The 14251-nt window shown below is 60.3% G+C and carries 15 protein-coding genes; 7 read left to right on the plus strand and 8 right to left on the minus strand.

The window, feature by feature from the left end; all coding sequences use genetic code 11:
- Positions 1 to 168: 168 nt before the first annotated feature.
- The 7 genes from R3O64_RS12775 (at position 169) to R3O64_RS12805 (ending at position 8513) form a co-directional block, all read left to right on the plus strand.
- Positions 169 to 702, plus strand: a complete 534-nt coding sequence (locus R3O64_RS12775; protein WP_070521904.1) for a YceI family protein — start codon at positions 169 to 171, stop codon at positions 700 to 702.
- A gap of 266 nt (positions 703 to 968) precedes the next feature.
- Positions 969 to 2681, plus strand: a complete 1713-nt coding sequence (locus tag R3O64_RS12780) for an ATP-binding protein (protein WP_239249586.1) — start codon at positions 969 to 971, stop codon at positions 2679 to 2681.
- A 43-nt stretch (positions 2682 to 2724) separates the two neighbouring features.
- Positions 2725 to 5235 carry an aminopeptidase N gene (gene pepN / locus R3O64_RS12785; protein ID WP_339017069.1) on the plus strand — a complete coding sequence of 837 codons (2511 nt, stop codon included), beginning with the start codon at positions 2725 to 2727 and terminating at the stop codon, positions 5233 to 5235.
- Positions 5236 to 5373: 138 nt separating this feature from the next.
- Positions 5374 to 5916, plus strand: a complete 543-nt coding sequence (locus R3O64_RS12790) for an RNA polymerase sigma factor (protein ID WP_070533756.1) — start codon at positions 5374 to 5376, stop codon at positions 5914 to 5916.
- 89 nt (positions 5917 to 6005) lie between these two features.
- Positions 6006 to 6932, plus strand: coding sequence for a thioredoxin-disulfide reductase (gene trxB, locus R3O64_RS12795; protein ID WP_193633912.1), 927 nt, complete (start codon positions 6006 to 6008; stop codon positions 6930 to 6932).
- 7 nt (positions 6933 to 6939) lie between these two features.
- Positions 6940 to 7263, plus strand: coding sequence for a thioredoxin (trxA, locus tag R3O64_RS12800; RefSeq protein ID WP_070533604.1), 324 nt, complete (start codon positions 6940 to 6942; stop codon positions 7261 to 7263).
- Between the two features lie 65 nt (positions 7264 to 7328).
- Positions 7329 to 8513, plus strand: coding sequence for an N-acetylmuramoyl-L-alanine amidase (locus R3O64_RS12805; RefSeq protein ID WP_193633911.1), 1185 nt, complete (start codon positions 7329 to 7331; stop codon positions 8511 to 8513).
- 5 nt (positions 8514 to 8518) lie between these two features.
- On the opposite strand, the gene R3O64_RS12810 is transcribed toward R3O64_RS12805, so the two are convergent.
- The 8 genes from R3O64_RS12810 to rpmH are packed head-to-tail and all read right to left on the minus strand — an operon-like array spanning position 8519 to position 13452.
- Positions 8519 to 9094 (minus strand): hypothetical protein, encoded by a 576-nt coding sequence (locus tag R3O64_RS12810; protein WP_070533599.1) that lies wholly within the window; start codon positions 9092 to 9094, stop codon positions 8519 to 8521.
- Positions 9095 to 9100: 6 nt separating this feature from the next.
- Positions 9101 to 10156, minus strand: a complete 1056-nt coding sequence (locus R3O64_RS12815; protein ID WP_070521924.1) for a ParB/RepB/Spo0J family partition protein — start codon at positions 10154 to 10156, stop codon at positions 9101 to 9103.
- A 6-nt stretch (positions 10157 to 10162) separates the two neighbouring features.
- Positions 10163 to 11011 (minus strand): ParA family protein, encoded by an 849-nt coding sequence (locus R3O64_RS12820; RefSeq protein ID WP_070521927.1) that lies wholly within the window; start codon positions 11009 to 11011, stop codon positions 10163 to 10165.
- 10 nt (positions 11012 to 11021) lie between these two features.
- Positions 11022 to 11651, minus strand: coding sequence for a 16S rRNA (guanine(527)-N(7))-methyltransferase RsmG (gene rsmG, locus R3O64_RS12825; RefSeq protein ID WP_339017070.1), 630 nt, complete (start codon positions 11649 to 11651; stop codon positions 11022 to 11024).
- 23 nt (positions 11652 to 11674) lie between these two features.
- Positions 11675 to 12661: a membrane protein insertase YidC gene (gene yidC / locus R3O64_RS12830; RefSeq protein ID WP_339017071.1), complete on the minus strand. Its 987-nt coding sequence runs from the start codon at positions 12659 to 12661 to the stop codon at positions 11675 to 11677.
- A 9-nt stretch (positions 12662 to 12670) separates the two neighbouring features.
- Positions 12671 to 12949 carry a membrane protein insertion efficiency factor YidD gene (yidD, locus tag R3O64_RS12835; RefSeq protein WP_070444526.1) on the minus strand — a complete coding sequence of 93 codons (279 nt, stop codon included), beginning with the start codon at positions 12947 to 12949 and terminating at the stop codon, positions 12671 to 12673.
- Entirely contained in the window at positions 12937 to 13305 is a 369-nt protein-coding gene (gene rnpA, locus R3O64_RS12840) for a ribonuclease P protein component (RefSeq protein ID WP_070521939.1), read from the minus strand. Before rnpA ends, yidD begins: the two co-directional genes overlap by 13 nt.
- A 3-nt stretch (positions 13306 to 13308) precedes the next feature.
- Entirely contained in the window at positions 13309 to 13452 is a 144-nt protein-coding gene (gene rpmH, locus R3O64_RS12845; RefSeq protein WP_003847033.1) for a 50S ribosomal protein L34, read from the minus strand.
- Positions 13453 to 14251: the final 799 nt, after the last annotated feature.

Here is a 14251-nt window from a genome sequence, read left to right on the forward strand (position 1 = left end):
TGACTCAGACGCGCCACGCGCTTGACGACGCCCACCTGCAGGTTTCGGGTAGCAGGTCTGGGGCTTTAGTGTTCTTGCAATTTCTTCCCTTGACAGATAAGTGAAGGAGCGTATAATTCTTGTTGTCACGTCAACAATCTAGAGAAACCTAGAAGAAACGAGGAACCCATGACTATCACCGCAGGAACCTACGCACTGGATCCGGCACACACCACTATCGGCTTTGTAGCTCGCCACGCCATGATCACCAAGGTGCGCGGCAACTTCAACGAGTTCGAAGGCACCCTGACCGTAGGGGAGAACATTACTGACTCCGCCGCCACCGCCACGGTAAAGACGGCGTCCATCGATACCAAGAACGCTGACCGCGATGCACACGTGAAGAATGAGGACTTCTTCGATGTTGAGAAGTTCCCGGAGATGACCTTCACCGCGACCAAGTTCGACGTTAACGACGAGGGCGAGGGCACCGTCACCGGTGATCTCACCATCAAGGGCACCACCAAGTCCGTCGATTTCAAGGTAGAAGAGACCGGCGTGGCCGAGGATCCCTTCGGCAACACCCGCCTTGGCTTCGAGGCTAAGACCTCCATTAACCGCACCGACTTCGGCATCGACTTCAACGCTCCGCTGAAGACCGGCGGCGTGCTCGTCTCCGAGGAGATCAAGATCGAGCTCGAGGTCTCTGCCATCAAGCAGTAAGCCCTCAAGCGCGATACCTCGCCTTGAGAAGTAGTTTTTAGTTGTTGCCCGTAGTGCCCATTTCGGTACTGCGGGCAACAACTTTTTGACAACTAAGGCGCCACAACCGAGTAATAAACAACTCTAAAACAACTCCTCAACAACTCGCGCAACACTGTGGCCTGCACTTTTAAGAATAAATCTGCGTCAGAAGCTGTCATATTAGTCAATAGTTGTTTATTAGTTGTTGCGGAGTTGTTTGAAACAACTCCGCTATACTACAGGCCATGAGAGAGGACGAACTCGACTTCATCATCCAGGCACTGCGCTCGATTGAAACCGGCGCAACCGCCGATAGCCTGGAATCCGAGATTCTCGATTTCAAAGAGGACCCTGCAGTCCACCCGAGAAATCGCAATCCAGACGCAACCCTTGTTGAATTCCTCATCGATGAAGCCGTGTGCTTTTCCAATGCCGATAACGGGAACGCTTTCATCGTGCTTGGAGTCGCAGACAAGAAATCAGGACCAGCGGCATTTACAGGCACCCAGAGGGAACTGGACTGGCTCATAAGAAAAATCTTCGAAGGAACACAGCCCAACATCCACGTCGAAGCAGAGGAGCTGGAGTGGTGCGGAGCCCGGCTCATCGTCTTGCGCGTTCCCCGTGGCATCACGCTGTATCAGCGCCCGAAGGGACAGGCAAGCAAACGGGTTGGTACTCGCTGCGTACCCCTCACCGAGCACCAACGCCGCGCACTCTTTTTTGAACGCGCCAACCCGGATTACACCGCTCACCCCTCCCGGCGAGGACTTGAGGAACTCGATATGACAGCCGTCGATCAGGCGCGGCACCTGCTAGCTCAAGCTAGAGCGATGTCCGGTTCCCAGGAGCCTGTTCCCGCGACGACCCGCGAACTTTTGGGAGAATTAGGGCTGCTGGATGGCTCACAAAACCCCACATACGCGGCCGAAATCCTCTTCATGCCTCCGGTATCCCAGCAGGTTACAGTTCGGCACCTCCTCCGTCTTGTCCCTGGTGGTGAGCCGAGAACAACGGAAATCTCTGCACCCCTCATCACCGCATACTTGCGGTTGAAAGAGCTAATTCGAGTCAATGCCCAGCAAGAAGTGGAGCGCATCGCACTTGCCACAGGTCAAGAAGTATCGATCAAGGCTTTCCCAGACACCGCTGTCGACGAGCTCGTCTCCAACGCCTTAGCCCATCGCGACTGGGACGCATCGGCTGCAGTAGTCATCGACCAATCTCCCATAGCCTTCTCTGTATGGTCACCCGGTGGTCTTCCCACAGGTGTACAACGCAATCGAGTTCTCACAACACAATCAATTCCCCGAAATCCCCGCCTTATGACGGCGTTAAGGATGCTGGGGTTAGCAGAGGAATCCTCCCGTGGATTCGACCGCATGTGGGCATCGATGCTGTCGAGTGGTCGCCATATTCCGGAACTTCGCGCCGAGGAATCCTTCGTCGAAGTTATTTTGTCCTCTGGCCGCGTTGACACCGCGTTTGTTAAGGCCTTGACCGAACTCAAAGGTGCTTTCGGCGCTGAGCCTTTCGACAGCGTCAATGGTCTCATCATTGCCCGTCACCTTATGGACAACCAGATCCTGCTGTGCCACACTGCTGCCCAACTCATGCAAGTCAGCGAAGATCAGGCTGCGGATACCCTTCGGTGGTATGAGAGCCTCGGTTTCGTAGAACAACTACGGGAAGCGCGAGAGTGGATACTTACCACCAAGGCCCGATCACTGATGGGGCTTCACATAGAAGGACACATCGCAGCGACCTCCGTTCAGGACTGGATCCTGGCTCAACTCAAAGAAGGAGCTGCACTGACTACGCGTGAAGTCGCCGAAGAACTGGGAGTAGACCGGGCAACTGTCACGGGAATACTGCGCCACCTGCGGACTATAGGCCAAGCGCGCATCGATCCTGATGGCCCACAGCGCGGGCCCAACACGCGGTGGGTTCTATCTTGACCGCCCTGTGATACGCACCGCAGTGACGTTTAAGATGTAGCGCATGACTACCGCAAACCTCACCCATGCAGAAGCTTCCGCCCGCAGCGCCGCGCTGCGCCTGAGCACCTACGAGCTGCACCTCGACGTCACGAGCGCGCCAACCGACGCCGACTCCTACGAGGTCACCTCACGTATTACGTTCACCACCACTAAACCCGAGACCTTCGTGGATTACTTGGGCAAGGCCGTGCACGCAGTGCGCGTCAACGGTGAGGAGGTGGAGAACACCTTCGACGGTGGACGGGTCTACCTGAATAATCTTCCAGTGGGGGAGGAACTCACCGTGGAGATCACCGGCTCCTCCTATTACTCCCGCACCGGCCAGGGCCTGCACCGCATGCACGACCAGGCCGATGACACTACGTACCTTTACTCGCACCTCGAGCCATCCGATGCCCGCCGCATCTTCCCCTGCTTTGACCAGCCGGACCTCAAGGCCAACTACGCGGTGCACCTCACCGGCCCGGAAGGCTGGCAGCTGCTCAGCAACCAGCCGGAGGTCGGCCGCGAGAAGACGGATAGCGGGGAAGTAGCGCACTTCGCGCCGACCCCTCTGCTGTCGACGTATCTGACGGCGTTTGCGGCGGGGCCGTACGTCGAGAAGCACAGCACCTGGACCGCACCCGATGGCTCCTTGGAAGTGGAGCTGCGCGCCTTTGCCCGCGCCTCCATGGCGGAGTATCTGGATGATGAAATCCTGCAGGTCACAGCACAGGGCATGGACTTTTTCCACAGCAACTTTGGCTACCCGTATCCGTGGGGCAAGTATGATTCCATCTTCGTTCCGGAATACAACCTGGGCGCCATGGAGAACCCCGGCCTCGTGACCTTTACGGAGCACTACCTCTTCCGTTCCGCCGCCACCCGCGCGCAGCATGCCGGGCGCACGAATACCATCCTGCACGAGATGTCTCACATGTGGTTCGGTGACCTGGTCACCCCGCAGTGGTGGGATGACCTGTGGCTCAAGGAGTCCTTCGCGGAGTTCATGGGCGCGGATTCCTCGGTGCACGCCACCGAATACACCGAGGCGTGGGTCAACTTCGCCGGCCAGCGCAAGAACTGGGCCTACCTGCAGGATCAGCTGCCCACAACGCATCCCATCAAGGCCGAGATCCCGGACGTGGACGCCGCGCGCCAGAACTTCGACGGCATTACATATGCCAAGGGTGCGGCGGTGCTCAAGCAGCTGGTGCACTACGTGGGCCGGGAGAACTTCTACGCCGGCGCACGCGACTACTTCCAGGAGCACGCCTTTGCTGCCGCCACCTTCGAGGACCTGCTCAAGGCCCTGAAGAAGCACACCGACCGCGACCTCGACGCCTGGTCCACAGCCTGGCTGCGCACGTGGGGCCCGGACACTCTCACCCCGGAGCTGCACACGGACGGCGATAAGATCCACGAGCTCGCCATCGCTGTCGAGGCCGAGGACACCACGCGCCCGCACCGCCTCAACGTGGCACTCTTCGATGACTCCCTGAACAAATACGCCACCCTCGACGTCGACCTGGAGGGCGAGCGCACCATCCTCGATGAGGCATCGGGGCTTCAGGCACCTGCGTTGCTGCTGCTTAACGACGCCGACCACACCTACGCCAAGGTCCGCTTCGACGAGACCTCCCTGGACACCATCCGCACGCGCCTGTCTGAAGTTCCGGATGAGCTTTCCCGCGCGGTCATCTGGACCTCCCTGTGGAATCTCACCCGCGATGGCGAGTGGCCGGTGCGCTCCTACCTGGACACGGTGCTCAACCACGCCCCGGCGGAGTCCAACCCGACGCTTCTGACCACGGCCTTTGCCAATGCTCGCTATGCCATCGACCATTTCGTCGGCGAGGATGACCGCGAAGAGATTCGCGCCGATTATGCCGAGCGCCTCTGGGAGGTGCTGCAGCAGGCACCGGCAGGCTCCGATGCGCAGCTCACCGTCGCCCGCGCCGCCATCCAGGCCTTCGCGGCCACGCCGGAGGAATCCGGCTCGCCACGTCTGCGCGCGCTTTACGACGGCTCCCTCGACGGCCTCGCCCTCGACCCGGACATCCGCTGGGCCATCCTCCGCGCGCTGGCCGCCCGCGATGCCGTCGGCGCCGAGGAGCTGGAGGCGGAAAAGGAGCGGGACAACACGCTTACCGGTGCCGCCGCCTACCTGGGGGCCTCCCACGCTTTCCCATCTGCCGAGCTCAAGCGCGAAGTCTTCGATCTCGTGCGCACGCCGGGCAAGTACTCCAACGCGGAGGTGGATTCCCTCCTCGCTGCCTTTAACGCACCGCGCTCGGCCCACCTCACCGAGGCCTTTGCCCAAGAGTACTTCGATTCGCTGGCGAAGCTGTGGGAGGAGCACCCCATCGAGATTGCTAACCGCCTCGTGCGCGGGCTCTACCCGGATCTCGCGATGGCCGACGCCGCCACCAGCGAGTTCCTGAGCAGCGAGCACCCTCGGGCGCTGCGCCGCGTGCTGCTGGAATGCCAGGATGCGCTGCGTCGTGCGCAACGCGTGCGTGCGGCGCAGTAGACGCGGCGCGTAGCGGACAGAAGAATCTTCCCGTAAACTCGCAGACACATTAACGGGGGACAATCACACACCATCGGCTTCGGCCAAGGGACTGTGTTGACCCATGTGTCATTGCTCAAGTTTCCGGGGGGATTCTTCTTGTCAGCTCAGCCGACCGATCGTGAACTCGTCGACGCCTTCATCGGCGGAGATACTAAGGCCTTTTCGGCAATCGTCGAGAAGCACCGTGCGCGCCTGACGGCCATGGCGCGGCGCTACACGCGCAACGATGATGATGCGCAGGACATCGTGCAGGAGGCACTGCTCAAGGCCAGCTGCAACATGGCCTCCTACCGGCACGATGCCACGCTGAGCACATGGCTGCACAGGCTGGTGATGAACTCCGGCTATGACTTCCTCAACCACCGCTCCAACCGGGAGAACGCCTCCCTCGATGCGGAGATCATTGAGGATGACCGCAACTACGCACTCGCGCACAATCCCAGCGAGAACTTGGCGGAACGCATCACGGTGGCCCAAGCGATGGAGACGTTGCGCGAGGACCAGCGAGAAGCGTTGTACCTGACCGATGTTGCTGGCTATCCCATCGATGCGGTGGCCAAAGTACAGGGCGTTGCGCCAGGCACGGTGAAGTCGCGGCGAGCCCGGGCTCGGCAGGTGCTGCGTGCGGCGATAGACTGAGGCCGAGTAGAATCACACTATCTTTCGCGCGATGTGCGCGAACATGAATCAGATTCTGTCCAAGAATTGTCGTCTCAAGGGAGTTTTTTGTGACCATCCACGATGTCGCCATCGTCGGCTCCGGCCCCGCCGGCTACACCGCAGCACTCTACGCAGCACGTGCCGAGCTCAATCCCATCGTCTTCGAGGGCTTTGAATACGGCGGCGAACTCATGAACACCACCGAGGTAGAGAACTACCCGGGCTTCCAGAAGGGCATCATGGGCCCAGAGCTCATGGAAGAAATGCGCGCCCAGGCCATCCGCTTCGGTGCGGACCTGCGCATGGAGGTTGTCGATTCCGTCGAACTCGAGGGCGAGGTGAAGAAGCTGCACGTCGGTGACGAGGTCTTTGAGGCCCGCACCGTCATCCTCGCCACCGGTGCAGCGCCGCGCTACCTGGGCATTCCGGGTGAATCCGAGCTCGCTGGACGCGGCGTGTCCGCCTGCGCCACCTGCGATGGCTTCTTCTTCAAGGGCCACAACATTGCCGTCGTCGGCGGCGGCGATTCCGCCATGGAGGAGGCCACCTTCCTCACCAAGTTCGCCGAAACCGTAACAATCATCCACCGCTCCGAGAACTTCCGCGCCTCCAAGATCATGCTGGAGCGCGCCAAGGAGAACCCACAGATCAAGTGGCAGACCAATACCACCGTTGAGCGCGTCCTGGATAAGGACGGCAAGGTTGGCGGCCTGGAGGTCAAGAACGCCCTAACCGGCGAAACCAGCGAACTCGATGTCACCGCCATGTTTGTAGCGATTGGCCATGACCCGCGCTCCGGCTTCCTCGAGGGCCAGGTGGCCACCAATGAGGCTGGCTACGTCGTAGTGGAACAGCCTTCGACCAAGACCTCGCTGCCTGGTGTCTTTGCCTGCGGTGACTTGGTGGATGACCACTACCAGCAGGCCATCACCGCGGCTGGCTCCGGCTGCCGCGCGGCCATTGATGCGGAACATTTCCTCGCCGATAACCGTTAATAGTCACATGAGCAACATTAAGAACGTCACTACTGATTCCTTCCGCGCGGACGTCGTGGAGGCAGGCAAGCCCGTCGTCGTGGACTTCTGGGCTGAATGGTGTGGGCCGTGCAAGAAGTTGTCCCCGATTCTCGAAGAGGTCGCCGAAGAACTCGGTGATGACGTCTCCGTGGTCAAGGTCAACGTGGACGAGGAGCGCACCCTGGGTGCCATGTTCCAGATCATGTCGATCCCATCCGTGCTGATTTTCAAGAACGGTGAGAAGGTCGATGAGTTCGTCGGCCTGCGTTCCAAGGCCGACATCGTGGCGCAGATAAAGAAACAGCTCTAACTGGTATTCTTTAACTCGTTGATGGCGCACTGCGGTGCGCCTCCTTGATCACGAAAGGGGTAGGTGTGAACCGCGTTTTACGTGTAGGTGACCAGAGCGTTCGGGTCGCCGAAGCACGCGCAACCCTTGCCCGCCTCGGCCTCATGACTGACTACCAGGGGACGTTGTCCGACTGGAAGAAGCAAAAGTACTCCGAAGCCGATAAGCACTTTGATAACAATTTGGCCGAGGTCCTCAAGGCCTTCCAGCAATCCCGCGGCATCGTGCCTAGCGGCGATATTGATGACCTCACTCTGCGCGAGCTGCGCCAGGCTTCCTACACGCTGGGCGCCCGCGTTCTGGCCTATGAACCGGGCAACGTGCAGGTGGGCGATGACGTAGCACAGCTCCAAGAACAATTGCAGGAGCTTGGCTTCTACCAAGAACGCATCGATGGCCATTTCGGTGCCCGCACCTACGCGGCGCTGGCGGAATACCAACTCAACTCTGGCCTGCGCAGTGACGGGATCTGTGGCCCTGCCACCATTAACGCCCTCAACCTGCTGGGTCGGCGTATCACTGGCGGCTCGGCGCACAATATCCAGGAACGCGAGCGCGTGCGCAACGCCGGGCCGAAGCTGGCCGGCAAGCGCGTTGTGATCGACCCCAGCCTGGGTGGCCTCAACAAGGGCCGCACGGTCAGGGGACGCTTTGGTGACATCACGGAGGAGGAGATCCTCTGGGACTTGGCCGAGCGCGTTGCCGGGCGCATGATCGCCGCCGGCATGGAGACCATCATCTCCCGCCCGCGCAACGATGACCCATCGATTCGTGACCGCGCAGATATGGCCAATGCATTCGACGCCGACCTGGTTATTTCACTGGCCTGCGATGAATACCCCACGGAGAAAGCCAACGGCGTAGCCACCTTCTACTTTGGGTCGGAATCCGGCAACTCTTCCCTCATCGGCGAGACGCTCTCCGGCTTCATCCAGCGTGAGATCGTTGCCCGCACCGAGCTGGGTAATTGCCGCAACCACGGCCGCACGTGGGCGTTGTTGCGCCTGACGCAGATGCCGGTGGTGCAGGTCGTGCTGGGTTACCTGACCAGCCCCAAGGACGTGGCTATCCTTACCAACCCGGACCGCCGCGATGACATCGCCGAGGCCATCGTCGTCTCCGTCAAGCGCCTCTACCTCTTGGACGAGGACACCGCCGTGACCGGCACCTACCGCTTCGACGAGCTGCTGCGCGCCGAGCGCTCTTCCTAAAGGGCTTAGGCCAAAGCGCGGGCGAGGAGGTCCTCCACCGCGGCTGCGGTCAGCAGGTCGAAGGCCGGAGGAAGCTCGAGACGCAGGCGCGGGGTAATAGGGTGATCGCGCACCACCATGAAACCGGCGGACTCCAGCGTCTCCACAGGTAATAGGCCAATGCGAGCGGGTTTCTCGCGAAGGAGCTCTTCGGCCTGGCGGGCATCACGAAAGCCAAAGGCCTCAACGGCGCTTGCCTCGCGGGAGGTGAGGTGCATGATGGTGGCGTCGAGAAGCACTGCTTCCAAGCCCTTCGCCGCGCGGTGCGGCTTTACAAATAGCGAAGTCACCAGGACCGCATCCTCCGAGACGGGGGAAGTGGGCAGCTTGGCCGCACCGGGGGCAAGCTCAGGCGGGCAGAAGAGGACCGTGGCCTCATCGCCCACGGTAAAACCGCAGTCGCCGCAGCGCAGCAGGGTGGCGCTGATCCACGCTTCCTTTTCAAATGCAGGGTCAGCGACCGTGGTTTTCATCTCCCAAAAAATAGATCGGGCCGCCAAGGGGTTGATAGCAACACCTTCCTTGACGGCCTGAACGAGCATGGCGAGCTAGCTTCCTTCTTTGCCCTCAATAAGCGCTAGGATGCGCTCGAAGTCCTCCTGGTCACCGAATTCGACGACCATTTTTCCCTTGCGCTTGCCCATGGTGACGGTGACCTTGGTGTCGAAGCGATCGGCCAAGCGCTCGGCGGAGTCCGTAAAGAACTGCGGCTGCGGGGCAGCGGGCTTCTTGGTTGGCTCGGCTGGCTTGCCATCGCGCTTGTACAGGGTGACGGCTTCCTCGGTGGCTCGCACAGACAGACCCTCGGCCACGACGCGATTGGCAATGAGCTCCATGGCCTCTGCATCCGGCAGGCCCAGCAACGCGCGGGCGTGACCGCCCGATAACGTACCCGCGGCAACGCGCTTCTGCACGTCCACCGGCAGCTTGAGCAGGCGGATCATGTTGGTCACCTGCGGGCGCGAGCGACCAATGCGGTCAGCCAACTCATTTTGGGTAACCCCAAATTCTTCAAGAAGCTGCTGATAGGCGTGTGCTTCTTCCAACGGGTTGAGCTGCACGCGGTGGATATTCTCCAGCAGAGCGTCCCGCAGGAGGTCATCATCCTTGGTATCGCGGACGATAGCCGGGATGGTGGCCAGGCCCGCCTTGGAAGAGGCGCGCCAGCGGCGCTCACCCATGATGAGCTCGAAGCCGCCCTCCTCGGAAGGCCGGACCACGACCGGCTGCAACAGACCGAATTCCTTGATGGAGTGGACCAGCTCGGCCAGGTCATCCTCGTCGAAGACAGTACGCGGCTGCTTCGGGTTGGGCATGATGTCACCGACGGAAATCTCGCGGTAAGTCGCACCAATCACCGAAGGCTTGGCCTGACGCTTCTTCGAACCCGAGGATTGCTGGATAGTGGGCGCACCCTGCACCCTTTTCGTGCCGGCATCCTTAGGAGCGCCGGTGGACGCACCGAGAATGATATCTGCGGCGGAATCTCCCAAGCGTGGCTTGCGGGAGGGCGCACCCGGGCCGGACGGGATGAGCGCGGCCAAGCCCTTGCCCAAACCGCCCTGGCGCTGCTCCGGCTTGTGGTCTGCCTTCTTATCTGCCACGGTGTCCTATCCTTCCAATTCCGCGAAAATCTCTGGGCTCACGCCAATGGCACCCGTGGTGGGGTGCGGCGTGTAGTCCCCGCGCTTATCCAACTCGCGTGCGGCGGCGGCGTAGGCGCGGGCGCCTGTCGACGACGGGTCATAAGCGATAACCGTCTTACCATAACCCGGCGCCTCCGAAACGCGAACGGAGCGCGGGATGACGTTGCCTAAGACGACGGCGCCGAACTGCTCGCGCACTTCATTGGCCACCTGCTCTGCCAGCTTGGTGCGGGCGTCGAACATGGTGAGCAGCACGCCGGAGATGTGCAGATCCTCGTTGAGGTGCTCACGGATCATGGAGATATTTCCCAGCAGCTGGCCCACGCCCTCCAGGGCGTAGTACTCACACTGGATGGGAATAATGACCTCTTCTGCGCACGTCATCGCATTGATGGTGAGCAAGCCTAGAGACGGTGGGCAGTCAATAAAAACGTACTCAAAGCCATGCTCTTCGAGGAAGCCGTTGTGCAGGGCGTCATACAGGCGAAACTCGCGGCGAACCAGGGAGACCATTTCAATCTCCGCGCCGGCGAGGTCGATGGTGGCGGGGATGCAGTAGAGGTTTTCATCGTCGGGGGAGTGCTGCATCGCATCCTCCGCGCTGCAGTCACCCAACAAAACCTCATAGCTGGATTTGGTGCCGGAGGTGTGCTCCGCGCCCACCGCGGTGGAGGCATTGCCCTGCGGGTCCAAGTCGATCACCAGGACCTTCTTGCCGGCCTCAGCGAGCGCGGCGGCAAGGTTGACGGCGGAGGTGGTTTTACCCACGCCACCCTTCTGGTTCGCGATGGTGATAAGACGAGGATGAGTCATGCCGTCTACTTTAGTTCACGCGCGGGACACGGATAATGGTGGTGCCGTGGATGGTCATGACCTCGGCTTTTCCGCCACCGGCGCGCTTGATGTCGGCTGCGTCGCGCTCCAGCTCCTCGTGCACCGAGGAACCCTTGAGAGCGATCATCTCTCCGCCCTTGCGAACCAGCGGCAGGGACCACTTGGCCAGCTTGCCCAACGGGGCCACCGCGCGGGAGGTCACGATGTCGGCACCCTTAACGGCCTTCTTCACCGGGCCTTCCTCGGCGCGGCCGCGGATGACGGTGACGTTATCGAGGCCCAGCAGGTCGACGACCTCGTTGAGGTAAGTGAAGCGCTTCAGCAAAGGTTCGATGAGAGTGATCTTCAGGTCGGGACGTGCGATGGCGAGCGGGATGCCGGGCAAGCCGGCGCCACTGCCGACGTCGATAAGCGTGGCGCCCTGCGGCATTACCTCCGCGACCACGGCGCAGTTAATGAGGTGGCGCTCCCACAGGCGCGGGACCTCGCGGGGGCCTATAAAACCACGGGTGGACCCGTCCGTAGCCAGCGAATCGTGGTATTTCTGCGCGAGCGGCAGACGCGATCCGAAGACGTCAGACGGGTCCAGTGGCACAGTGTCGGACACAGATTCAGTCACTGTGAAAACTCCTGGGTTACGTTCTAGTTGTTCTTGCGGCGCTGTTTCTTAGAGCGGTGATCCTTCTTGCGTGCGCCCGGCTTCGGGGCAGAAGTGCGCTTGAGCTCAGCCTTGGCGGCTGCCTCTTCTTCTTCCTCCCGGTCCATCTTGGCGTAAACAATGCGGGTTTGGAAGAAGGTCCACACGGTGTTGGCCAGCATGTAGAAGAGCAGGCCGATGGGCCAGATGAAGCCGGAGAACACCAGCATTGCCGGCATAAACCACAGCATCATCTTGTTCATCATGGCCATCTGCTGCTGCATCATCTCCGCGTTCTGACCCTGCGGGGTAGCGGTCTTGCCGGCCGCGCGGCGCGCCTCCTGGCGGTTCAGCGTCATGCGGGCGTTGAAGTGGGTCAGCGTCGCAATGATGGCGATGAGCGGCACGATGATGAAGGCCGCCTGTGCGGTGGTGGTTTCCTTAACAATCTCCAGACCGGAGTTGAGGCTCAGGTTCGCCACGAGCGGGACACCGAAGATCTTGGCGTCTACGAACTGCTTCACCAGCTCAGGTTCGAAGATGTAGTTCGCAATGGAGGCGTTCATCTCCTCCGACATTGCTTCACCCGCCGGGTGCCCGATGCCACCGGCGACGGCAACAGTGCGGTCAAAGGAGCGCAGCACGTGGAACAGACCAATGAACATGGGGATCTGCGCGAACATCGGCAGGCAGCCCGCCACGGGGCGCACGCCAGCTTCCTTGTAGATGCGCTGCATCTCTTGGGCAGCCTTGGTCTGGTCATTGGCGTACTTGGTGCGCAGTTCCTGAATTTGTGGCTGGATCTCCTGCATCTTGCGTGAAGAGCGCAGCTGCGTGATGGTCGGCTTGACCATGATGGCCTTGAGCGTCCACGTCAGAAGAACGATGGCGATGATCCAGGTTCCGCCCCATGCGGAATCAAGGACGAAGCTCAAGAGCCAATGCCAGAACCACAGGACGGCTGAAATTGGCCAATAAATGAAATTAAGCACGAGAGTTGTTTACCTCAGTTGTTGTTTGGTCGGTACCGGATCAAACCCGCCCGGGTGCCAGGGACCGCACTTGCATAACCTGGCAAGCGCCATGCCCGTCCCCTTGAAGGCTCCATGGATGGAGATGGCTTCGAGAGCATAGGCACTGCACGTCGGTTCAAAACGACAGGTGGAGACCATCTTAAGGCCTGACAAGTGCTTTTGGTAGAAGCGCACCCCGTGAACTAGGACTCTCCCGAACCCGCGGGCTTCAGGAATCTCCTCTCCTTGAGAGTTCAGATATCCCATGTGCTTAGTGCTTTGCGGATATCACGCTCAAGGCGCTCACTGGTGGCACTACCGCTAGCGGGCAAGGCGCGGATAACAATGTCAACATTGGCGGGCAATACTGTCCCGTTGACGCCATCGCGCATGAGGGACATGCACACATGACGAAGCCGCCGGGAGGTGCGGTGGCGAACCACGGCATTCCCGACGGCCTTCGACACGATGAGGCCGAACCGCGGCCCAGTGGCCGCGATGTCGTCTTCACCGTCGTTAAAGCGCAAATGCACGACGACAGTGCGCGTGCCCGCCCGGCGCCCGCCCTTGATGGTTCTCCGAAATTGCCTCGGGGACGTGAGCTTGTGCTGGGCTGGAAGCATGAATTAAGCGGTGAGCTTAGCGCGACCCTTCTTGCGACGAGCGGCGACGATGGCGCGGCCGGCGCGGGTGCTCATGCGGGTACGGAAGCCGTGCTTACGAGCGCGACGACGGTTGTTCGGCTGGAAGGTACGCTTACCCTTTGCCACGATTAACTCCTTGAAGTTGTTGGTGGATGGCACAGCCACACGCCGGTGAGGGCGGTGGGCATAAACATCCACTGATGAATGGTGTACGTGGGGATGTGGCTTCGCACGTGAAGCGCCGTGAGGCGTGGCGAGGCATTCCCACATGCAACATGTGCACCATGCACTGTTGCGATAGACCATCACAGGTTACGTGACAGATAGTGCGCGAAACAAATCGACACACTGGGTGTCCCCGAAATTACAAAGATGTTTTTATCCGCAGCTAGAACGCCACTTTTTGCCCACATGCTGCGCGGCAAGCACCCCCTCTCGCCGTTCTTGCGCCGCGCTTGGCGCCATCGTGCCGAGCGCGCATAAAAGTGCGTTAGACAGCGCCCCCATAACGCGGTACAACTGAGGAATCGAATTCCACAGTCACCCACAGGGTGTGGATAACTCTCAATGAAGACTTGAGACTTTCACTGTTTATGCAGGTTAACTGCATTGAGGAGCCGATGTACAGTTATCCACAGCTATGAGATAGGCTGTGGATAAACCACCTATCCACACTTGTGGATAACTTTGTGGATTCCGAGGTTACGCACCAAAACATCGTGTGGAATCTTCGGTGGAAATTACAACTTCATGTGATTTCTCATCCTGTATCTCTCCTCATCCATCCGTCCATCCCCGATCCCCAACCCACAGTCACGCAGTAAATACTCAGCTCCCTAGGCCTCTTCTTCAGGGAACCGAGTAGGTGTGGCCGGCCCCGGCCGATGACACCGCGTGAACTGTAACTACACAGAAGGTAGGCGTT

The organism is Corynebacterium hesseae (assembly GCF_037850265.1).
Taxonomy (GTDB): Bacteria; Actinomycetota; Actinomycetes; order Mycobacteriales; family Mycobacteriaceae; genus Corynebacterium; species Corynebacterium hesseae.

Coding starts and splice junctions, on each gene's coding strand:
- R3O64_RS12775 (WP_070521904.1), top strand. CDS start 169: ATGACTATCACCGCAGGAACCTACGCACTGGATCCGGCACACACCACT.
- R3O64_RS12780 (WP_239249586.1), top strand. CDS start 969: ATGAGAGAGGACGAACTCGACTTCATCATCCAGGCACTGCGCTCGATT.
- pepN (WP_339017069.1), top strand. CDS start 2,725: ATGACTACCGCAAACCTCACCCATGCAGAAGCTTCCGCCCGCAGCGCC.
- trxA (WP_070533604.1), top strand. CDS start 6,940: ATGAGCAACATTAAGAACGTCACTACTGATTCCTTCCGCGCGGACGTC.
- R3O64_RS12810 (WP_070533599.1), bottom strand. CDS start 9,094: ATGCTCGTTCAGGCCGTCAAGGAAGGTGTTGCTATCAACCCCTTGGCG.
- R3O64_RS12820 (WP_070521927.1), bottom strand. CDS start 11,011: ATGACTCATCCTCGTCTTATCACCATCGCGAACCAGAAGGGTGGCGTG.
- yidD (WP_070444526.1), bottom strand. CDS start 12,949: ATGGGATATCTGAACTCTCAAGGAGAGGAGATTCCTGAAGCCCGCGGG.
- rnpA (WP_070521939.1), bottom strand. CDS start 13,305: ATGCTTCCAGCCCAGCACAAGCTCACGTCCCCGAGGCAATTTCGGAGA.